Here is a 19,938-nt window from a genome sequence, read left to right as displayed (position 1 = left end):
GCGGCCCTTGCCTGACTTGGGTCTGTTGCCATTTGCGTACCTCGGCCTGTCTCCCGGACCGGGGCCCGATTGTCGCCGACAACCAGCCGCCCGGATTTGACCCCGGTCGACTCGTTGCGCCGACGGCGCGACGGGCACGATTTGACGCAAATAGCTGGCGATTATAGCGCCAAAGCCCCCCTGCCAGTGCCAAAAAGCGGCGGTTGCGAGACGTTCCCCGGCGCCCGTATCGGCCCCGCATGGACGGCGCCGGGCAAAAGCGGTATCCTATGCGACTTTCCAGCGGCGGCATTCGCCCGCCGCAACCGCTGTACCCGCAAAAACGGTTGCAAAACCGTCCTGTGCGCCCGTAGCTCAATGGATAGAGTACTGCCCTCCGAAGGCAGGGGTTGCTGGTTCGATCCCAGCCGGGCGCGCCAATCCCATCCGGATTCCCGCTTTACGCGATCAGATTCGCTTTCCAACCTACGCTGACGCCGTGCGCGCAGGAGCGGGGGTGCCGTCGTCCATCGGCTCTGGCACCCGGTCGTCGCTGACGACCCGGTTGCGCCCGGCGTTCTTGGCAGCATAGAGGCGACGGTCCGCCACCATCAGCATGGTGTCGAGGCTGTCGGTGCCGTCGGCGCCCAGGTCCGATACGCCGATCGAAACCGTGAAGCGGATTTCCCCCTTGTCGGTCGCGTCGGCTGCCGGCTCGCAGACTACCTGGCCCAGGACCTGGCGCAGCCGTTCGGCCGCCTCGGTTGCTTCCGCGATGCTGGTACGCGGCAGCAGCACGGCGAATTCTTCGCCGCCGATGCGCGCCGGCACGTCGATGGACCGCACGGTCGCGCGCACCACGTCGGCCAGTTTTTTCAGCACGCGGTCGCCGCTGGCGTGGCCCCAGTTGTCGTTGATGCGTTTGAAGCGGTCGATATCGACCATCATCATCGACATCGGCGTGTTCTCGCGCAGGCTGTGGTTGTGCTCGATGGCAAAACGCGCCTCGAACATGCGACGGTTGGACAGCCCGGTCAGCGGGTCGGTCTCGGCCAGTTCGCGCAGTGCTTCGCCGCGGGCGAGGTAGTGTGAAAACAGCTTGCGGAAACCCTGCAGCGTGACCCACAGCAGCAGGGCCAGTGACAGCGCGCTGGCCGCCAGCACCACGCTCAGGTGCGAGGCGGTGCGCAGCAGCAGGTCGGTGGCGGAGAAGTAGTCGACCAGCATCAGGTTGCTGCCGCCGATGCGCTCGAACATCAGGCGGCTGCCGTCGGGCAGGTGTATCGTGCCGGCACCGCGGCTGAACATTTCCCGGGGCGTGGCTTCGCGCCCGGCGGGCGGCACCACCGAGTCAATCTTTTCGACGCCCTTGACTTCGCGCGTGCTGGCGCCGATCAGGTGCCCGTCGATATCGATCAGGAAGCTGTGCACGCCCTTGCGCGTGGTGCTGGTCAGGTAGTCGTCCAGGCTGCGCTGCGAAATGGCGGAAATCGCCACGCCGCGGAACTGCGCGTGGAGGTAGACCGGCAGGCTCAGCGTCAGGTACATGCCACTGTCACCGCCGACCGGGACCATCTGCCAGTGCAGGGTCCGATCGGGATTGTTGCGCGGCAGGTGCTCGCGCATGAGGCCTGCATCGTTGACGCGCCGCAAGACGGCGGCGGTGCGGGCGGGCGGCACCGGCGGATAGGTGACAAAGAAGCCGTTGGTGGACACGTACATCAGTTTGCGCGTGACCAGCGGGTTGACCGGCTCGGCGCTCAGCAGGTGGCTGAGGCCGCGCGCCACATACAGGCCGGGCAGCAGGTCTTCGTCGCGGCGGGAAAAGCCATCCATGCCGTCCAGCATGCGCGGGCCGACGCCGAGCAGCACCGCATCGCCTTCCGGCGCCGGCAGCTGCCACAGGTCGTTGTTGCGGTGCGCGTAGGCGGCTTGCAGCGGCGGATCGACTTCGACCGCGTGCGGACCCATCTGCAGGCGGATCAGGTGCTGGGCGAAATTGCGCACGCCGCGCAGCCGCTCGGCCTCGACGTTCAGCACCGAGCTGATGCCGGCCACTTGCAGTTGCTGGGTTTGCTGCAGCGTCTGCACTTCATGGTCACGCAGTACCACCAGGCCGTACGCGGAAATGATCAGCAGCAGCGCGCAAGCGGCGGCAAATGACAACACTACGAAGCGTTGCGGCGTGCGCACTGCCTGCTCCCAGAGCCGGTCGAACAGTGCGGAAAGGCGGGGGCGCATGGGTAACTCCAGGGGGTTCCTGAATCCGTGCACGCAGCGTACAGCAATCGCGCTCGGCTTCGTGCGCGCACGGACTTCAGTGAACTGAGCTCATCATGTGCCGTCCGGAATAAAAGGCAAAGGAGGTCGATATGTCATTGCCGGATTTGGAATGATGCGGCCTGTTGAGGTATGGATTTCGCCACCGCCGGCATGGATCCCGACCCGGACTTAATTCGCGGCGCGAAAAGTTTCATGACGGTCCCGCCACCTCGCGCTCCGGCCATGCTGATAAAGTCGCCCGACCATACCCTGTCACGGACGACATGCCATGGTGATCAAAACACGCCATCCACGCTTGCTGCGCGGTGCGCTGACCGGCATTGCGCTGGCCGTGGCCGCGCACACCGGCGCGGCCGCGCCGGTCAGCCTGCCGGGATCGCTGCCAAACATGGTTGGCCTCGGCGTCGGCTCCACCACCGAATTCGCCGGCGGCAAGGATCGCATGCTCGGCGTGGTGCCCGGCGTGCGCTATGTAACCGCGGGCGGACGGCTGCTGGAATGGTATGGGCCGTATGCGCAGTTCAATTTCGGCGGACTGACGGGTTTCCAGTGGGGGCCCGCGGTAGGGCTGCGCCTCGGCCGAAACAACGTCGACGATCCGGTCGTGGCCCAGGTGCACGAGATCGACACCACGGTGGAGGCGGGCGGGTACATCGGCTATGAATACCTGAACCCCGGACGTGTCCCGTGGCGGCTGCGCGGCGGCGTCAACGTGATGACCAATGCCGGCATCGTCTACGGCGGCAGCCGCGTCACCGCCACCGGCACCTTCTGGATGCCGTTGCACCAGCGCATCTACGCGGGCATGGGCCTGGGCGCGACCTGGGTCAGCGGCAGCTTCAACCGTACCTACTTCGGCGTAACGCCGGCGGACTCGGCCGCCAGCGGCCTGCCCGTCTACAGCCCGGGCGGCGGGCTGGAGCAGTTTACGGGCTGGCTGGCAATGATCTACCAGTTCGACAAGCACTGGTATGGCGGCGCGATGGTCTACGCGCAGCGCCTGGCCGGCGACGCGGCCGACAGCCCCATCGTGACGCAGCGCGGCACCCGCAACCAGATCACCTATGGCATCGGCCTGGCTTATTCGTGGCGCTAGCGCGGTCCGGCGCGGGGCCGGCTTGCTATGATGCAGCCATGGTCGACGAGCTGGTCATTCCCCACCACGAATACCTGATTACCGCGATCCGCGCGCAAGGCGCGGGCGGGCAGAACATCAACAAGGTATCCAACGCCGTGCACCTGCGCTACGACGTGCGGGCATCTTCGCTGCCGCCTGACCACAAGGAACGCCTTCTGGCGCTGCACGATCACCGCATTACGCGCGACGGCGTGGTGGTGATCAAGGCGCAGCAATTCCGCAGCCTGGACCAGAACCGGGACGATGCGGTGCGGCGCCTGCACGAGCTGGTGCGCAGCGTGGCCACGCCGCCGCGCGTGCGCCGGCCGACGCGGCCGACGCTGGCATCGCGCCAGCGCCGGCTGGAGGGCAAGAGCCAGCGCAGCCAGGTCAAGGCGCTGCGCGGCCGCGTGTTCGACTGACGTTGCGTCAGCGCGCCGCCTGCAGCGCGGCGATGCGCTGCTCGATCGGCGGATGGCTCGAGAACAACGCCATCCACGACTTGCCGCCGGCGATGCCCATCGCCTGCATGTTCTGCGGCAGACCGTCCGGATCCAGGCCGCCCAGGCGGCGCAGGGCCGCGACCATCGGCGTGGGGGTGCCCATCAGGCCGGCGGCGCCGGCATCGGCGCGGAACTCGCGCCGGCGCGAGAACCAGGCCACGATGATGCTGGCCAGGATGCCGAACACGATCTCGCACACGATCACGGTGACCATGTAGCCGATGCCCGGGCCGCTCGATTCCTCGTCGTTCTTGCGCAGCATCGAATCGACGAAGTAGCCCACCACGCGTGCCAGGAAGATCACGAAGGTGTTGACCACGCCCTGGATCAGCGTCAGCGTCACCATGTCGCCGTTGGCGACGTGCGCCACCTCGTGCGCCAGCACGGCCTCGACCTCGTCATGCGACATCGATTGCAGCAGGCCCGTCGACACCGCCACCAGCGAGCTGTTCTTGGTGGCGCCGGTGGCGAAGGCATTGGGCTCGCCCTCGTAGATGGCGACTTCCGGCATCGGCAGGCCGGCGCGCTGCGCCAGCTTTTCGACGGTCTGCACCAGCCACAGCTCGGTGCTGGTGCTGGGGTGGGTGATGACCTGCGCGCCGGTCGACCACTTGGCAATGGTCTTGGACATCAGCAGCGAGATAAAGGCGCCGCCGAAGCCCATCAGCGCGGCAAATGCCAGCAGCGTGCCCAGGTTCAGCCCGTTGGCGGTCAGGAAGCGGTTCACCCCGAGCACGCTGGCGGTGATGCTGAGGACAAGCATGACGGCGAGGTTGGTCGCCAGGAAAAGCAGTACGCGTTTCATGTGTGTGTGGAGCAGTGGTAGGTCGCGCCATGCGGCGCAAGGGTGCGGTGGGACCGCAGGCGCGCGCCGCATTCGTGTGCGGCACGCGGGTTCGGGCGGGCACGGCCGGGCCGCGCCAGTCAGATCAGGCGCGCGGCGGTCGCGGCAGCCGCGGCAGGTCCGGTTCGGGCAGCAGGGCGCCGGCATAGCGCGGCGGCCCGGCACGGCCGGCCCAGGGGGCCAGCCGCAGCGGCGTGGCGGGCAGCAGTTGCTCGGCCAGGTCGGCGCCGGGCTGCCACTGCGGCTCGGCGGTTTCGGGAAGCGGCAAAGGGTCGCCTGTCGGGTCCGCTGTCACGGCGGCGCGATCCGCGTCGTCGGCGCCGAGCGCAGCGGCGGGTACGGCCGTGGCTTCGTTGGTGGACAGCACCGCGTGCGCGAATGCAGCCGCCCAGCCCGGCAGGGGCAGGAAGGCCAGCATCATGACCAGCAGGAGCAGCCGCAGGACGCGCACGAACAAGGGGACGGCTTATCGGTGGAAGTGGAAGGAATTCTACAGGATGCCGCAAGGCGCTGTTGCCGCCCGTGGCGGCGGTAGCACATGGCCGTTTGCAAGCGTTTCGTCAGCTTCTGCACGATGCGGCAGACTGACCTACACTATGGCCAACCCTGTAGTGGTTACAGGGTATGGAAAGGGAACAGGCACATGCGTATCGGCGAGCTGTCACGGTCCAGCGGCTGCGATGTCGAGACCATCCGTTACTACGAGCGCGAAGGGCTGCTCGACGCGCCCACGCGCGAGGCCAACGGCTACCGCCGCTATGACGAGGGCCATGTGGTGCAGCTGAACTTCGTGCGCCATTGCCGTTCGCTCGGGATGAGTCTGTCTGACGTGCGGCGGCTGCGCGAGTTCGAGCGCAATCCGTCGCAGGACTGCGACGACATCAACACGTTGCTGGACCGCCAGATCGCCCAGATCCATGCCCAGCGCGTGGCGCTTGAGGCGCTCGAAGGCCAGCTGCGCGCATTGCGCGAGACCTGCCGCCATCACCAGCCCGCCAGTGCGTGCGGCATCCTGCAGAACCTGCAGCAGGCGGCGGCGGGGGCGGGCTGCGAGTGCCATGCCACCAACGGGTGACGACCCCGAACCCGACGCTGTGCTACGATGGTTGCTCCGGCTTCGCACCAGCACGGTGCATGAACCCGGGGCAGCAAGGCAGGTGAGCCACCACTTCCGGGCTCGCCATTGCAGCAAGCCATCCGCTGCCGCTTATCCTTTTCCGCAAAGACCATGACCGATCGCCTGACGCCGATGCCCGATGCGCCTGTCCGCCCGCTGCGGACCGGCCGCGCGCACGCGTCCGCGGTTGCCCTGGCGCCCAGTCTGCCCCAGCGCGCCAAGCGCGCGATCTCCCCCCGCCGGATCGGCGCACCGCCTGATTCCGCCCGGTTCCCAGCCTGATTCGTCTCCCATAGCGGGGCCCGGGCCGAACCGGGCCCGAGCCAGCGTTTCCGTTGTTGCCGGCGATCGCCGCAACGCTTTTGCCGATCCGTTGATGCGCGCCGCTGCGCGGCACGCCAACCCGCAAGACCTGACCGCCGCCGCCCGCCATGCAGGCCGGCCGCGCCCACCCACGACTGCCGGAGGACCCGCCATGACGGCCACCAAGACCCAGACCGCCACCCTGTACCTGACCGAACTCGATGTCACCCGCCTGGAGCGCATCGCCAGCCGCGCCGGCTCGGCCCAGCTCGAGGACATGCTCGACAGCCTGCTGGCGCGCGCCACCATCGTCGCGCCCGAGGAAATTCCGACCGATGTGGTCACCATGAACACCCGCGTGGTGTGCACGCTGCCGGGCGAGCAGGCGCCGCGCGACTGGACCCTGGCGTATCCCGACGCGGCCGACTTCGACGCCGGCCGGCTGTCGGTGCTGTCACCAGTGGGCCAGGCACTGCTGGGCGCGCGTGCCGGCGAAACCGTCAGTTACCGCCTGCCCGATGGCCGCGAACAGCAGGTAAGCGTCGCCGAGATCGCATTCCAGCCCGAAGCCGCCGGCCAGTACACGCTCTGAGCCCGCCCTCGCGGGTGCGGCCGCCGCCGCGCGCCCCCCTCCGTGGCGGCGTATCGCCGGCGATCCGCGGACACCATTCATCGGCAAGCGAGTCGTTTCACGACTCGCAACGCACCATTCGTCGCAGCGGTATTTCTGCTGGCGCGGGCTGTGACTAATCTTCAGTCCGTGCTCGCATCGCAACATAGATTGCAGAGCGGCCGGAGTCTTATCCCGGACCTACAAGAAAGAACGACGAAATCAGTTGAAGGAGTCCCAAATGATCGCCAGACGTATCCTTGGCGGCGCGCTCGTGTTCGCGGCAGTGGCCGCGTCCGCTACGGCGATGGCTGCCCCCGCTGCCAGCAAGGTTGGCAAGTTCGATGTGTATGCCGACGCGCTGCGGGTCGGTAAGTACGATGTGTATACGGACGGCGCCAAGCAAGGCAAGTTCGACACCTACACCGACGGCGCCCGCACCGGCCGCTTCGACCCGTACTCGGAAGGGTCGCGCCGCGACGGCAAGTTCGACACCTTCAGCGAAGGGGCGCACAGCTTCAGCGGCGAGATCTCGAAGCGCGGCAAGTTCGATACCTTCAGCGAAGGCACGCACACCTTTACCGGTGACGTGGCCGAGCGCGCGCTCGACAACTCGCGCTCCGGCGACGGTTCGCTGTACGGCTATCGCGTCTGACCCCCCGGGTCTTCTCCAGACCTGACGCGGCCACTGCGGTGGCCGCAAGTTTTCTCTCCCGCCTGCCCGGCCGACCTCCTCCTCCTTCTCTCTTCGCCTGGCAGGCGTTTTTCTATTCCGTAGACGCTGCTGCCGCGGGTTCCGGCGCCGGTTGCGCGCGCGGCAACCGGCGCGCGATGGCCGCGTACAGCAGCGGCACCGCCAGCGTGCCCAGCACCGTCGCGCCCAGCATGCCACCCAGCACGCCGGTGCCGACCGCCTGCTGCGCGCCCGCGCCCGGGCCGGTGCTGATGGCCAGCGGCACCACCCCCAGCACGAACGCCAGCGAGGTCATCACCACCGGACGCAGCCGCTGGCGCGCCGCGCGTGTGGCGGCCTCGACCACGTCCATGGCGCCCGCCGCGCCGCGCCGCAATTGCTCGGCGTATTCGACGATCAGGATGGCGTTCTTGGCCGCTAGCCCCATGATCACCACCACGCCCACCTTGAAGTAGACGTCATTGGGCATGCCGCGCAGCCAGATCGCCGCGGCCGCGCCCATCAGGCCGGTGGGCACGATCGCAATCACCGCCAGCGGCAAGGTCCAGCTTTCATACAGCGCCACCAGGCACAGGAAGATAAACAGCAGCGACAGCGCGAACAGCCACGGCGCCTGCGTGCCGGTCTGCTCCTGCTCGTAGGCGCGGCCGGTCCAGCGCACGTCGAATTCGGGCCCCAGCTCGCGCACCAATTCGGCCAGGCGCGTCATCGCCGCGCCGGTGGTGTAGCCGGGCGCCACTTCGGCATTGATGCGCACCGAGCTGAGGCCGTCGAAGCGCTCCAGCGTGACCTCGCCTTGCCCCCATTCCAGCGAGGCGAAGGCGGCGAGCGACACCATCGCGCCCTGGGCGTTGCGCACATGCACCCGCGCCAGCTGGTCCGGCTGCATGCGGAACGGGGCGTCGGCCTGCAGGATCACGCGCCGCACCCGGCCTTCGCGCGCGACTTCGTCGATATAGCGCGAGCCCAGCGTCGCCGACAGCGTGTGGTGCACGGCTTCGGCATCGACGCCGAAGGCCTCGGCCTTGCGGTAGTCGATCTTCAGGTCCAGAGCCGGCACCGGCTGGCCGGTGGTGGCGCGGACCTCGCCCAGCACCGGGTCCTGCCTGGCGCGCTCGATCAGCTTGTCGCGCGCGGCGAGGAGCGCCTCGCGCCCCACCGGCTGGCGCGCCACCAGGCGCATGTCCAGGCCACCGATGCTGCCCAGTTCCGGCAGCGCCGAGCTGTTGTAGGCGAACAGTTGCGCCGTGCCGCGGCCGGGCCAGCCTTCCAGGCCGGCCGAGAGCCGTTCCAGCACCGCCTGCGCCGCCTGCCCGCGCCCGCGCGCCTTCCAGTCGGTCAGGCCGATGAAAAGGCTGGCGCGCTGCTCGCCGCTGCCGCCGCTGCTCCAGCCCAGCACGGCAAAGCTGGAACGCACCGGGTAGTGCTGGTCGCGCATCCACTGCTCGAGGCTGGCGACCAGGCGGCGCGTATCGGCCTGCGTGCTGCCGGCGGGCAATTCCACATCGACCACGATCTCGCCGGTATCCTCCTCCGGCAGGAACCCGCTCGGCATCTTCCACAGGGCATAGCCGCACGCCAGCGTCAGCGCCAGGTACACCGCCAGCCAGCGCAGCCGCCGCCGCTGCAGCGCCTGCACCCAGCCGGCATAGCGCGCGGTGAACGCGGCAAAGCGCGCATCGAACCACGCCAGCGGCCCGCGCGCCGGCGCCGCGCTGTGGCGCAGCAGGCTGGCGCACATCGCCGGCGCCAGCGTCAGCGCAAAGAACAGCGAGAACGCGATCGACACCGCCAGGGTCACGGCGAAATGCCGGTAGATCACGCCCACCGCGCTGCCGAAGAACGCCATCGGCACGAACACCGCGCACAGCACCAGCGTTACCGCGACCAGCGCGCCGGAGACTTCGCGCATCGAGCGCGCCGCGGCCTGCATCGCGCCCACGCCGTCGCTGCGCATGATGCGCTCGACGTTTTCGACCACCACGATGGCGTCGTCGACCAGGATGCCGATCGCCAGCACTACGCCGAACAGCGTGATCACGTTCAGCGACAGGCTCAGCGCGTACAGGCACGCGACCGTGCCCAGCAGCGACACCGGCACCACGATGCACGGGATCAGCGTGGCGCGCAGGTTGCCGAGGAACAGGTACAGGATCAGGAACACCAGCACCGTGGCCTCGATCAGCGTCAGCACCACGCGCGAGATCGACGCCTGCACGAAGGTGGCGCCGTCATACGAGATCTCATAGCGCACGTCGCCCGGAAAGCCCTTGCTGGCGGCATCGAGCGCGGCGCGCACGGTGCGCGAGGTCTGCAGCACGTTGGCGCCGTCGGCCAGCTTCAGGCCGATCGACGCGGCGCTGCGCGTGTTCAGCGTGGAGCCGTAGCGGTAGTCGCTGGCGGCCAGTTCCACCCGCGCCACGTCGCGCAGCAGCACCGCCGAACCATCGGTGGCGGCGCGCACCACGATGCGCCCGAATGCCTGCGCGTCGCTCATCGGCGCGGGCGGGCGCACGATCGCCTGGAACGACTGGCCCGGCACGGCCGGCGCGCCGCCCAGCTGGCCCGGCGTGACGTTGCCGTTGCGCGCTCGGATGGCGGCCTCGACCTCGGCCGTGGTCAGGTTGAAGGCGTTCAGCTTGTCCGGGTCAAACCAGATCCGCAGCGCGTATTCGGCGCCGTAGGGCTCGGCCTTGCCGATGCCGGGCAGGCGGCGCAGCAGCGGCAGCACCGAGCCGGCGGCAAAGTCGCCCAGCGCGGTTTCGTCGAGCTGGCCGCTGTCCGACACCAGCGACACATACATGAAGGCGCTGCTGCTGGCCTGGTCGACATAGACCCCGCCGCGGCGCACCGCCTCGGGCAGCAGCGGTTCGGCCTGCGCCACGCGGTTGCGCACGTTGACCTGCGCCAGCTGCGGGTCGGTGCCCTGGCGGAAGCCCAGCGTCACCGTGGCGGTGCCGCCCTCGCTGCTGGAATCGAGGTAGAGCAGGCCGGGGATGCCGTGCATCTGCTGCTCCAGCACCGCGGTGACGCGGTCTTCCACCGTGCGCGCGGACGCGCCCGGGTAATCGGCATAGATGATCACCGTGGGCGGCGCCACCGCCGGATACTGGGCGATGGGAATGCGGTTCAGGGCCAGCAGGCCCGCCACCACAATCAGGATGGCCAGCACCCAGGCGAACGCCGGGCGCTTCAGGAAAAACGACGCCATGTCAGGTCAGGGCTGGCACGGGTGCACGGCAAGTGAAGAGCGGCCGTGGCTCCGGTGCGGTTGGAACGGAACGGCTTGGGTGCGGAGACGCCGCAACGACTGCGGCAATTGGTGCGTACCGGGCGGGTACGGGGGTCCGGCGAGGAAGGACCCGGCGCTGCGGCGGGAAAGGATCGGTGAGGATCGACGCCGGCGAGCGGCCGTCATACTGCGGCCTTGCCGGCGATTATAGACAGGGAAGCCGGGCCGGACAACGCAAACGTCACATTGGCGGCCCCCACGGAGGTTGGGGGCGGTGCCGGAAACTACAGGTCGCGCGCGGCGAAGGCGTCGCACTTGCGGATGTCGCCGGACTCGATGCCGCGGCGCAGCCAGCGCACGCGCTGCTCGCTGGAGCCGTGGGTAAACGCTTCGGGCACGACATAGCCCTGCGACTGTCGCTGCAGCCGGTCGTCGCCGATCGCGGCGGCGGCCTTCAGGCCTTCTTCGATATCGCCCGGTTCCAGCAGCTGCTGGTTGGCGCGCTGTGCGGTGGCGGCCCATACGCCGGCGAGGCAGTCGGCCTGCAGCTCCATGCGCACCGACAGCTGGTTGGCCTGGGCCTCGCCCATGCGCCGGCGCGCATTGTCGACCTTGTCCGAAACGCCGAGCAGGTTCTGCACATGGTGGCCGATCTCGTGCGCGATCACATAGGCCTGGGCAAAGTCGCCGCCGGCGCCGAAGCGCTGGCGCAATTCGTCATAGAAGGCCAGGTCGATATACACCTTCTGGTCGCCGGGGCAGTAGAACGGGCCCATCGCCGACTGGCCCGTGCCGCATGCCGTCGGCGTGGCGCCGGAGAACAGCACCAGCGTGGGCGGCGCATAGCGGCGGTTGAGCTGGGTTTCGAAGATGTGTTGCCAGGTGCGCTCGGTATTGCCCAGCACCTTGCGCGTGAACACCGTCATCTGGTCCGTCGCCGGCGGCCGGTTGGCCTGTTGCTGTTGCTGCTGCGGGCCCGAGCCCTGCAGCACCGACGCGCCCTGCATGATCAGCATCGGGTCGATGCCGAAGAAATACGACGCCGCCAGCGCGACGATGACCGTGCCGATGCCGATCGACTTGCCGCCAAGGCCGCCGAATCCACCGCGGCGGTCTTCAACGTGCTGGCTTTCGGCTTCGTCATCGAGGCGCATGGGGGCTCCGGGCTTGGGGAATAGGGTAAGGGAAGTGGAATTCAGTATAGCAATCCGCGCTTCGGTGCTCGCGCTGGTGCTGGTTTCCGCAGCGCGCCGTGCCGGCGGATGCGCCCAGCGGCACGTCAAAAAAAACACCGCCCACTCGCCCTGGAGACGGGCAATGCGGGCGGTGTGCGGCAAAGCGAAGAAACCGGGTTTGCACCCGGTTCCGTCATGGCGTGGCCGTTGCGCAGCGGGAGCGCGCGCAGTGCGCTCAGGCCAGTGCGGCCTCGCGTGCGACAGGCGCGGCGGCCAGCGCGCTGGCGCTGACTTCGGCCACGCGCAGCAGGTTGGTGGTGCCGCCCTGGCCGAACGGCATGCCGGCGGCGATGGTGATCTGGTCGCCCGGCGCGGCGTAGCCTTCGGCAACGGCGGCGCGCGTGGCGGCCTCGACCATTTCATCGACGCTCTGCACGTCCGGGCTCACGGTGGAGTGGATGCCCCACGCGATCGCCAGCCGGCGTGCGATCTCCAGGTTGGGCGTGATGCTGACGATGGGCGCGCACGGCCGCTCGCGCGCGGCGCGCAGCGCGGTCGAGCCCGACGAGGTGTAGGTTACCGTCGCCGCGGCGCCGATGATGTGCGTGACTTCGCGCAGCGCGGCGCAAATGGCATCCTGGCGCGTGTTCAGCGGGGTCTCGTGCTGGGCGTCGAGCAGGTTGCGGTACAGCGGGTCGCGCTCGACCTCGGTGACGATGCGGTTCATCATCGATACCGCCGGCACCGGGTAGCGGCCGTTGGCCGACTCGGCCGACAGCATCACCGCATCGGCGCCTTCATAGATGGCGCTGGCCACGTCCGAGGCTTCGGCGCGCGTCGGCACCGGCGAGTCGATCATCGATTCCAGCATCTGCGTGGCGATCACCACCGGCTTGCCCAGCTGGCGGCACACGCGCAGGATGCGCTTCTGCACGCCGGGCACGCGCTCGGGCGGCAGCTCCACGCCCAGGTCGCCGCGCGCCACCATCACCGAATCGGACACGCGCACGATCTCTTCGAGCTGCTGCAGCGCGGCCGGCTTCTCGATCTTGGACAGGATGCCGGCACGGGTGCCGACGATCTCGCGCGCCTCGACGATGTCGGACGGGCGCTGCACGAACGACAGGCCGATCCAGTCGGCGCCCAGCGACAGCGCGAAGTCCAGGTCCTTGCGGTCCTTTTCCGTCAGCGCGGGGATGGGGATCACCGCGTCGGGCACGTTCACGCCCTTGCGGTCGGACAGCGAGCCGTTGTTGGCCACGCGCGTGGTGATGGTGCCGCTGGTCACCGCCTCGATCGCCAGGCGCACCTTGCCGTCATCGATCAGCAGCGACTGTCCCGGCTGCGCGGCCTGGAACAGCTCCGGGTGCGGCAGGTACACGCGGGTGCCGTCGCCCGGGGTCGGGTCGCTGTCGAGCACGAACACATCGCCGGTGCGCACCGCGACCTTGCCGGCGGCGAAGGTGCCGATGCGCAGCTTGGGGCCCTGCAGGTCGGCCAGCACGGCGATGGGGCGGCCGGTCTCGGCCTCGACCTGGCGCACCGCGTCGTAGCGCGCGCGGTGGTCGTCGTGCGTGCCGTGGCTGAAGTTCAGCCGGAACACGTCCGCGCCGGCCTCGAACAGCGCGCGGATCACCGCGATGTCGGTGCTGGCGGGGCCGAGCGTGGCCACGATCTTCGCTTTGCGCTGGCGTCTCATGATGTCTCCTCTAACGTTCTCGGTGCGGCGCACGGCGCCGCGAGTCAATTGGTACTGCTGTGTTGAATCCATCTTCTCCCCCGCGAACGCGGGGGCCCAGCGTCTTGGCCTTTCTGGTGGCAGAAAGTCACTGGGTCCCCGCGTCCGCGGGGACGACGTTTTGTCAGACGATCAGGATTGCCCGAAAGTCATTGACGTTGGTGCGCGTGGGGCCGGTGACGATCAGGTCGTCCAGGCCGGCGAAGAAGCCATAGCCGTCGTTGTTCTCGAGATGCGCGCGCGCATTCAGCCCGCGCCCGGCGGCGCGGGTCAGCGTGTCGGGCGACAGCAGCGCGCCGGCGTTGTCTTCCGAGCCGTCGATGCCATCGGTATCGCCGGCTATCGCATGCACGCCGGGCAGGCCGTCGAGCGCCACCGCCAGCGACAGCAGGAACTCCGCGTTGCGCCCGCCGCGGCCCTTGCCGCGCACGGTCACGGTGGTCTCGCCGCCGGAAAGGATCACGCACGGCCTGCTGAAAGGCTGGCCGCGCCGGGCGACCTGGCGCGCGATGGCGGCGTGGACTTCGGCCACTTCGCGGGCTTCGCCCTCGATGCAGTCGGACAGGATATGGGCCTCGAAGCCCAGTTCGCGCGCACGCGCCGCGGCGGCTTCAAGCGATTGCTGCGCGGTGGCAAGCGTCACGCTGCGATGGCCGCTGAAGCGCGCGTCGCCGGGCTTCGGTGTTTCACCGGCGCCGCTCTCCAGGTGCGCGCGCACATTGGCCGGCACCTCGATGCCGTACTTGGCGATTACCGCCAGCGCATCGGCGCAGGTGGTCGCATCGGGCAGCGTCGGGCCGCTGGCGATCAGGGTCGGGTCATCGCCGGGAATATCGGAAATCAGCAGCGTCTCCACGCGCGCCGGCGCGCAGTGCAGCGCCAGGCGTCCGCCCTTGAGCGCGGACAGGTGCTTGCGCACGCAGTTCATCTCGCCGATGCTGGCGCCGCTCTTGAGCAGTGCCTTGTTCACGGCTTGCTTGTCGGCCAGCGTCAGGCCCGGCGCGGGCGCTGCCAGCAGCGCGGAGCCGCCGCCGGAAATCAGGCACAGCACCAGGTCGTCGGCGCTGAGGCCCTGCACCAGCTCCACCATGCGCTGCGCGGCGCGCGCGCCGGCTTCGTCGGGCACCGGGTGGGCGGCCTCGACCACTTCGATGCGCTTGCAGTCGGCACCGTGGCCGTAGCGCGTCACCACCAGGCCCGACAGCTCGCCTTGCCAGTTCGCCTCGACCGCCTGCGCCATCGCGGCAGCGGCCTTGCCGGCGCCGATCACCACGGTGCGGCCCCTGGGCGGCGCGGGCAGGTGCGGCGGCAGGCAGTGGCTGGCGCTGACGGAGGCGACCGCGGTATCGAACAGGTCGCGCAGCAGCGCGCGCGGTTCAGCGTTGGCTGCGGTGCGCTGGGGCGACAGCAGGGCGGCTTGGGGTTCGGTGACGAGCATGAAGAATCCTGGGTGCTGACGGGAACGCTGGGTGCTTCGGGTACGTATCGGGTACGAATCGGGTACTTCAAAGCGTGTCGTCCCCGCGGTGCGGGGACGACAGGTTGCTGCTTACTTGGCGTTGGCGATCTGGTGGTTGGACATGATCTCGATCGCGCGGCACAGGGCCGAGTGGTCCTGCTTGCCCAGGCCGTTGGCCGAGCAGGTGTTGAACAGCTCCTGCGCGGTGGCGGTGTTGGGCAGCGCCACGCCCAGCGCCTTGGCACCCTGCAGGGCCAGGTTCAGGTCCTTCTGGTGCAGCTCGATGCGGAAGCCCGGATCGAAGGTGCGCTTGACCATGCGGTCGCCGTGCACTTCCAGGATGCGCGAGGCGGCGAAGCCGCCCATCAGCGCCTCGCGCACCTTGGCCGGATCGGCACCGGCCTTGGAGGCGAACAGCAGCGCTTCGGACACGGCCTGGATATTCAGCGCGACGATGATCTGGTTGGCCACCTTGGTGGTCTGGCCGTCGCCGTTGCCGCCCACCAGCGTGATGTTCTTGCCCATCAGCTCGAACAGCGGCTTGACCTGGTCGAAGGCCTCCTGCGGGCCGCCGACCATGATCGTCAGCGAGGCGGCCTTGGCGCCGACTTCACCGCCCGACACCGGCGCGTCCAGGTACGAAGCGCCCAGCTTGTTGATGCGCGCGGCGAAATCCTTGGTGGCGATCGGCGAGATCGAGCTCATGTCGACCACGATCTTGCTGTAGCTGGCTTCCTTGCCGGCCGCCTTGAACGCGGCGGCCACGCCCTTCTCGCTGAACAGCACCGCTTCCACGTGCGGCGTGTCCGGCACCATGATGACGATGATGTCGGCACGCTTGGCGACTTCCTCGGCGCTGGTGCAGACGGTCACGCCTGCATCGACCAGCGCCTGCGGGGCCGGGTTGACGTCATGCACGAACAGCGTGTGGCCGGCGGCGCGCAGGTGGCCCGCCATCGGTGCGCCCATGATGCCCAGGCCGATGAAGCCGACGTTGCGAGTGGTTGCCATGTGATGTCTCCTTGCTTGAGATTAAATGTGTCTTGGTTCGCGTAGGTAGTAGCGGGATACGACGGGGGCGCGGCGCTTATTGCACGCCGTGCGCGGCGCGCCAGCCCAGGCCGGCTTCGGTGGTGGTCTTCGGCTTGTATTCGCAGCCGATCCAGCCGGTGTAGCCGATCTCGTCCAGGAACTTGAACAGGTACTGGTAATTCAGTTCGCCCGTGCCCGGCTCGTTGCGGCCCGGGTTGTCGGCCAGCTGGATGTGCTTGATCTTCGGCAGGTTGGCCTTGATGGTGTTGGCGATCTCGCCTTCCATCCGCTGCATGTGATAGATGTCGTATTGCACGTACAGGTTGGGCGCGTTGACCTGGGTGATCAGGTCCAGCGCCTGCTGCGTGCGCGACAGGAAGAAGCCCGGGATGTCGAAGGTGTTGATCGGCTCGACCAGCAGGTCGATATGCTCGGCGGCCAGCGCGCCGGCGGCGAAGCGCAGGTTCTCCACCAGCGTTTCCTGGGCCTGCTCGCGCTTGACGTTCTGCGGCAGGATGCCGACCAGGCAGTTCAGCTGACGCACGCCCAGCACCTTGGCGTACTTGATGGCCTCGCCCACGCCGTCCTGGAACTCGCCGACGCGGTCCGGGTGGCAGGCAATGCCGCGCTCGCCCGCGTCCCACTTGCCGGCGGGCAGGTTGTGCAGCACCAGGTCCAGCTGGAAGCGGTTCAGGCGGTCAGCGATCTGGTCCGCGTGGAACGCATACGGGAACAGGAATTCCACGCCGCGGAAGCCCGCGCGCGCGGCGGCTTCGAAGCGGTCGAGAAAACCGGCTTCGTTGAACAGCATGGTGAGGTTGGCCGCAAGTTTGGTCATTTGTCATCTCCTGTGACTTGGTTTTTCTTGTCGTTCCCGCGCAAGCGGGAACCCAGTGACTTCAGAAGACACTGGATCCCCGCATGCGCGGGGATGACGTGTCGGACTGCAAAGGGGCGGGAAGGTCTTACGCCGTTTCCACTTCTTCCTTCAGGATCGCTTCCTCGATGTCCTCGAGGTCTTCGATCGGCTCGAACTCGTTGATGTTGTCGATCTCGGTGCCCATCGCGATATTGGTCACGCGCTCCAGGATCACCTCGACCACCACCGGCACCGAGAACTCGGCCATCAGGTCGCGCGCCTCGGCGAAGGCGGGAGCGATGTCTTCCGGCTTGAACACGCGGATCGCCTTGCAGCCCAGGCCTTCCACCACCTTGACGTGGTCGACGCCATAGCCGTTCAGCTCAGGGGCGTTGACGTTGTCGAAGGCCAGCTGGACGCAGTAGTCCATCTCGAAGTTGCGCTGCGCCTGGCGGATCAGGCCGAGGTAGGAGTTGTTCACCACCACGTGGATGTACGGCACCTTGAACTGCGCGGCCACGGCCAGTTCTTCGATCATGAACTGGAAGTCGTAGTCACCCGAGATCGCCACCACGTCCGAATCCGGCGAGGCCGTCTTCACGCCGATCGCGGCCGGGATGGTCCAGCCCAGCGGGCCGGCCTGGCCGCAGTTGATCCAGTGGCGCGGCTGGTTGACCGACAGGAACTGCGCCGCGGCGATCTGCGACAGGCCGATGGTGCTGACGTAGCGCACGTCGCGCGGGAAGTACTGGTTCATCTCGCGGTACACGCGTTGCGGCTTGACCGGCACGTTGTCGAAGTCGCTCTTGCGCTGCATGGTGCGGCGGCGCTTCTGCACGTCGGCGACCCAGCTCTTGCGGCACGGCAGGCGGCCGGCCATCTTCATTTCGCGGGCGACTTCGACGAACAGTTCCAGCGCGGCCTTGGCGTCCGACACAATACCCAGGTCCGGGCCGAACACGCGGCCGATTTGCGTCGGCTCGATATCGACGTGCACGAACTTGCGGCCCTTGGTGTAGACGTCGACGCTGCCGGTGTGGCGGTTGGCCCAGCGGTTGCCGATGCCCATCACGAAGTCCGAGGCCAGCAGCGTCGCATTGCCGTAGCGGTGCGAGGTCTGCAGGCCGACCATGCCGGCTTGCAGCGGGTGGTCGTCGGCCAGCACGCCCCAGCCCATCAGGGTCGGCACCACCGGCACGTTGACCAGCTCGGCGAACTCGACCAGCAGCTCCGAAGCGTCGGCATTGATCACGCCGCCGCCGCACACGATCAGCGGGCGCTCGGCCGCGTTGAGCATGGCGATGGCCTTCTCGATCTGGGCGCGCGACGCGGCCGGCTTGTACGGCTGCAGCGACTGGTAGGTGTCGGGATCGAATTCGATCTCGGCCACCTGCACGTCGAACGGCAGGTCGATCAGCACCGGACCCGGGCGACCCGAACGCATGATGTGGAACGCTTGCTGGAACACCTGCGGCACCAGCGCCGGCTCGCGCACGGTCACGGCCCACTTGGTCACGGGCTTGGCGATCGATTCGATGTCGACGGCTTGGAAGTCTTCCTTGTACAGGCGCGCGCGCGGGGCCTGGCCGGTAATGCAGAGGATGGGGATCGAATCGGCCCAGGCCGAATACAGGCCGGTGATCATGTCGGTGCCGGCGGGGCCCGAGGTGCCGACGCAGATGCCGATATTGCCCGGCTCGGCGCGGGTGTAGCCTTCGGCCATGTGCGAGGCGCCCTCGACGTGGCGGGCCAGCACGTGGTTGATGTTGCCCGACTTGCGCATCGCCGAGTAGAACGGGTTGATGGCCGCGCCCGGCACGCCGAACGCGGTGGTCACGCCTTCCTTCTCCAGCACGGCGATTGCCGCGTCGATTGCTCTCATCTTTGCCATGATCTTGTCTCCGGTAATGGTGGGAATTTCGTTGGAGTCGATCCTATTCCCGCAGGCCGGTTGGGATAAACAGAAGAGCGATCAGTTGATTCGATACCTGTAGTACGCAATATGGGCTGGAAAGCCACGTCGGATGGTCGGCGCGGGTACGCCGATGCATGCCATTGGATATGTGGTGTGACGATACGGACACGCCGCGCAGCACCGGGTACGCCTGCGCGCCGGCGTGCCGCCGCGGCGCGCTGCGGCAAAATGGCGGCATTCCCTGCCATCCGGGCCGACCATGTATTCCAGGCTGCCGTCCACCTACGAACTGCTGGAAGCGCTTGCCGCCGCCTCGCCCGAGGCGGCGTCCGCGCCCGCGCCGGAGAGCCGGCTCGGGCGCGCGCTGTGGCTCGGCTTTATCGCGGCACTGGCCGCGACGATCCTGTGCGGCGCCGGCCTGGCGGTCTGGCGCCTGGGGCTGAAGCAGGCCGTGCCGCTCTGGTCCCTGCGCGGCTTCGAGGCCCTGCTGGCGCTGGCGGCCGCGTGCTATGTCGGCGCGGGGCTGGCCCGTGCCGGCACGGTGCTGGGGCGGCTGCGCCATCCGCTGCGCTGGCAGGCCGCCGAGCTGGACCGCGACAGCGCCGCCGAAGACGCGCTGCTGCGCCGGCTGGCGCGCATCCCGCCACAGCAATTGCAGGCGCGCCAGCGTCGCGTGGCGCTGCAGCTGCGGCTGTGGGAGGGCGCGGCACGCACGCTGGCGGTGCTGCTGGCACTGGCGCCGGCCGCCGCGGTGATGGCGGCACTGCCGCGCCAGCAGGCCCTGGCCGGTACGCTGCTGTGGCTCTACGGCGTGATGGTCGTGACCGGTGCCGCCTGCTACCTGTACCTGCATCTGCAATGCAGCCGGCCGCTGCGGCGCCTGGCCCATGTGCTGGGCGAGGCGGCCGAGCTGAACGCGCAAATCAGCAAGCGTACGGCGGGCGCAGGCTGACACCTGCCCGCGTGCCGGGTGCGGCCGCGTGCCCGTGGCGGGGCCCTACGGCGGCCCTTATGCGCCGGCCTCGATCCGGCCCATCAGCCGCGCAGGGATGCCACAACCCCGGCGATGCCGCACAAT

The 19,938-nt window shown here is 68.5% G+C and carries 16 protein-coding genes and 1 tRNA gene; 7 read left to right on the top strand and 10 right to left on the bottom strand.

What is annotated here, in order from left to right:
- Positions 1-343: 343 nt before the first annotated feature.
- Positions 344-419, top strand: a tRNA-Arg gene (locus tag CBM2588_RS00515).
- Between the two features lie 46 nt (positions 420-465).
- On the opposite strand, the gene CBM2588_RS00510 is transcribed toward CBM2588_RS00515, so the two are convergent.
- Positions 466-2,220 carry a diguanylate cyclase gene (locus tag CBM2588_RS00510; RefSeq protein ID WP_115678903.1) on the bottom strand — a complete coding sequence of 585 codons (1,755 nt, stop codon included), beginning with the start codon at positions 2,218-2,220 and terminating at the stop codon, positions 466-468.
- A gap of 310 nt (positions 2,221-2,530) precedes the next feature.
- Here CBM2588_RS00510 and CBM2588_RS00505 point away from each other — a divergent pair, with 310 nt between their 5' ends.
- Positions 2,531-3,358: a MipA/OmpV family protein gene (locus CBM2588_RS00505; RefSeq protein ID WP_115678902.1), complete on the top strand. Its 828-nt coding sequence runs from the start codon at positions 2,531-2,533 to the stop codon at positions 3,356-3,358.
- A gap of 38 nt (positions 3,359-3,396) precedes the next feature.
- Positions 3,397-3,801 (top strand): alternative ribosome rescue aminoacyl-tRNA hydrolase ArfB, encoded by a 405-nt coding sequence (gene arfB / locus CBM2588_RS00500; protein ID WP_115678901.1) that lies wholly within the window; start codon positions 3,397-3,399, stop codon positions 3,799-3,801.
- Between the two features lie 7 nt (positions 3,802-3,808).
- On the opposite strand, the gene htpX is transcribed toward arfB, so the two are convergent.
- Both htpX and CBM2588_RS00490 read right to left on the bottom strand, forming a co-directional pair.
- Positions 3,809-4,687 (bottom strand): protease HtpX, encoded by an 879-nt coding sequence (gene htpX, locus CBM2588_RS00495; RefSeq protein ID WP_115678900.1) that lies wholly within the window; start codon positions 4,685-4,687, stop codon positions 3,809-3,811.
- A 124-nt stretch (positions 4,688-4,811) separates the two neighbouring features.
- Positions 4,812-5,177: a hypothetical protein gene (locus tag CBM2588_RS00490; RefSeq protein WP_115681343.1), complete on the bottom strand. Its 366-nt coding sequence runs from the start codon at positions 5,175-5,177 to the stop codon at positions 4,812-4,814.
- 192 nt (positions 5,178-5,369) lie between these two features.
- Between CBM2588_RS00490 and CBM2588_RS00485 the strand changes: the two genes are divergently transcribed.
- The 3 genes from CBM2588_RS00485 to CBM2588_RS00475 all read left to right on the top strand — a co-directional run bounded on the left by CBM2588_RS00485 (position 5,370) and on the right by CBM2588_RS00475 (position 7,411).
- Positions 5,370-5,801 carry a Cd(II)/Pb(II)-responsive transcriptional regulator gene (locus CBM2588_RS00485; RefSeq protein ID WP_115678899.1) on the top strand — a complete coding sequence of 144 codons (432 nt, stop codon included), beginning with the start codon at positions 5,370-5,372 and terminating at the stop codon, positions 5,799-5,801.
- A gap of 517 nt (positions 5,802-6,318) precedes the next feature.
- Complete coding sequence (gene rnk / locus CBM2588_RS00480; RefSeq protein WP_115678898.1) at positions 6,319-6,738, top strand: nucleoside diphosphate kinase regulator; 420 nt, start codon at positions 6,319-6,321, stop codon at positions 6,736-6,738.
- Between the two features lie 259 nt (positions 6,739-6,997).
- Positions 6,998-7,411 carry a hypothetical protein gene (locus CBM2588_RS00475; RefSeq protein WP_012354246.1) on the top strand — a complete coding sequence of 138 codons (414 nt, stop codon included), beginning with the start codon at positions 6,998-7,000 and terminating at the stop codon, positions 7,409-7,411.
- 112 nt (positions 7,412-7,523) lie between these two features.
- Here the strand turns inward: CBM2588_RS00475 and CBM2588_RS00470 are convergent, their stop codons facing one another.
- The 7 genes from CBM2588_RS00470 to gcl form a co-directional block, all read right to left on the bottom strand.
- Positions 7,524-10,661, bottom strand: a complete 3,138-nt coding sequence (locus CBM2588_RS00470; RefSeq protein ID WP_115678897.1) for a multidrug efflux RND transporter permease subunit — start codon at positions 10,659-10,661, stop codon at positions 7,524-7,526.
- 305 nt (positions 10,662-10,966) lie between these two features.
- Complete coding sequence (ypfJ, locus tag CBM2588_RS00465; RefSeq protein ID WP_115678896.1) at positions 10,967-11,836, bottom strand: KPN_02809 family neutral zinc metallopeptidase; 870 nt, start codon at positions 11,834-11,836, stop codon at positions 10,967-10,969.
- A gap of 256 nt (positions 11,837-12,092) precedes the next feature.
- The gene (pyk, locus tag CBM2588_RS00460; RefSeq protein WP_115678895.1) at positions 12,093-13,556 is read right to left on the bottom strand and encodes a pyruvate kinase; all 1,464 of its coding nucleotides are present in this window, start codon (positions 13,554-13,556) and stop codon (positions 12,093-12,095) included.
- 163 nt (positions 13,557-13,719) lie between these two features.
- The gene (locus tag CBM2588_RS00455) at positions 13,720-15,033 is read right to left on the bottom strand and encodes a glycerate kinase type-2 family protein (RefSeq protein ID WP_115678894.1); all 1,314 of its coding nucleotides are present in this window, start codon (positions 15,031-15,033) and stop codon (positions 13,720-13,722) included.
- Between the two features lie 111 nt (positions 15,034-15,144).
- Positions 15,145-16,065: a 2-hydroxy-3-oxopropionate reductase gene (locus CBM2588_RS00450; protein ID WP_092316699.1), complete on the bottom strand. Its 921-nt coding sequence runs from the start codon at positions 16,063-16,065 to the stop codon at positions 15,145-15,147.
- Positions 16,066-16,141: 76 nt separating this feature from the next.
- Complete coding sequence (hyi, locus tag CBM2588_RS00445; RefSeq protein ID WP_115678893.1) at positions 16,142-16,924, bottom strand: hydroxypyruvate isomerase; 783 nt, start codon at positions 16,922-16,924, stop codon at positions 16,142-16,144.
- A 127-nt stretch (positions 16,925-17,051) separates the two neighbouring features.
- Positions 17,052-18,836: a glyoxylate carboligase gene (gcl, locus tag CBM2588_RS00440; RefSeq protein WP_115678892.1), complete on the bottom strand. Its 1,785-nt coding sequence runs from the start codon at positions 18,834-18,836 to the stop codon at positions 17,052-17,054.
- Positions 18,837-19,119: 283 nt separating this feature from the next.
- Here gcl and CBM2588_RS00435 point away from each other — a divergent pair, with 283 nt between their 5' ends.
- Positions 19,120-19,812, top strand: coding sequence for a hypothetical protein (locus tag CBM2588_RS00435; RefSeq protein ID WP_115678891.1), 693 nt, complete (start codon positions 19,120-19,122; stop codon positions 19,810-19,812).
- The last annotated feature ends 126 nt before the right edge of the window (positions 19,813-19,938 follow it).

This window comes from Cupriavidus taiwanensis, from assembly GCF_900250075.1.
Taxonomy (GTDB): domain Bacteria; phylum Pseudomonadota; class Gammaproteobacteria; order Burkholderiales; family Burkholderiaceae; genus Cupriavidus; species Cupriavidus taiwanensis_C.
The sequence above is the reverse complement of the archived record's forward strand: the minus strand, read 5'-3'. Positions and strand labels throughout refer to the sequence as shown.

What these genes read in the sequence shown, in the direction of transcription:
- CBM2588_RS00510 (WP_115678903.1), bottom strand. Translation starts at nt 2,220, where the DNA reads ATGCGCCCCCGCCTTTCCGCACTGTTCGACCGGCTCTGGGAGCAGGCA.
- CBM2588_RS00505 (WP_115678902.1), top strand. Translation starts at nt 2,531, where the DNA reads ATGGTGATCAAAACACGCCATCCACGCTTGCTGCGCGGTGCGCTGACC.
- arfB (WP_115678901.1), top strand. Translation starts at nt 3,397, where the DNA reads ATGGTCGACGAGCTGGTCATTCCCCACCACGAATACCTGATTACCGCG.
- htpX (WP_115678900.1), bottom strand. Translation starts at nt 4,687, where the DNA reads ATGAAACGCGTACTGCTTTTCCTGGCGACCAACCTCGCCGTCATGCTT.
- CBM2588_RS00485 (WP_115678899.1), top strand. Translation starts at nt 5,370, where the DNA reads ATGCGTATCGGCGAGCTGTCACGGTCCAGCGGCTGCGATGTCGAGACC.
- rnk (WP_115678898.1), top strand. Translation starts at nt 6,319, where the DNA reads ATGACGGCCACCAAGACCCAGACCGCCACCCTGTACCTGACCGAACTC.
- CBM2588_RS00475 (WP_012354246.1), top strand. Translation starts at nt 6,998, where the DNA reads ATGATCGCCAGACGTATCCTTGGCGGCGCGCTCGTGTTCGCGGCAGTG.
- CBM2588_RS00470 (WP_115678897.1), bottom strand. Translation starts at nt 10,661, where the DNA reads ATGGCGTCGTTTTTCCTGAAGCGCCCGGCGTTCGCCTGGGTGCTGGCC.
- ypfJ (WP_115678896.1), bottom strand. Translation starts at nt 11,836, where the DNA reads ATGCGCCTCGATGACGAAGCCGAAAGCCAGCACGTTGAAGACCGCCGC.
- pyk (WP_115678895.1), bottom strand. Translation starts at nt 13,556, where the DNA reads ATGAGACGCCAGCGCAAAGCGAAGATCGTGGCCACGCTCGGCCCCGCC.
- CBM2588_RS00455 (WP_115678894.1), bottom strand. Translation starts at nt 15,033, where the DNA reads ATGCTCGTCACCGAACCCCAAGCCGCCCTGCTGTCGCCCCAGCGCACC.
- CBM2588_RS00450 (WP_092316699.1), bottom strand. Translation starts at nt 16,065, where the DNA reads ATGGCAACCACTCGCAACGTCGGCTTCATCGGCCTGGGCATCATGGGC.
- hyi (WP_115678893.1), bottom strand. Translation starts at nt 16,924, where the DNA reads ATGACCAAACTTGCGGCCAACCTCACCATGCTGTTCAACGAAGCCGGT.
- gcl (WP_115678892.1), bottom strand. Translation starts at nt 18,836, where the DNA reads ATGGCAAAGATGAGAGCAATCGACGCGGCAATCGCCGTGCTGGAGAAG.
- CBM2588_RS00435 (WP_115678891.1), top strand. Translation starts at nt 19,120, where the DNA reads ATGTATTCCAGGCTGCCGTCCACCTACGAACTGCTGGAAGCGCTTGCC.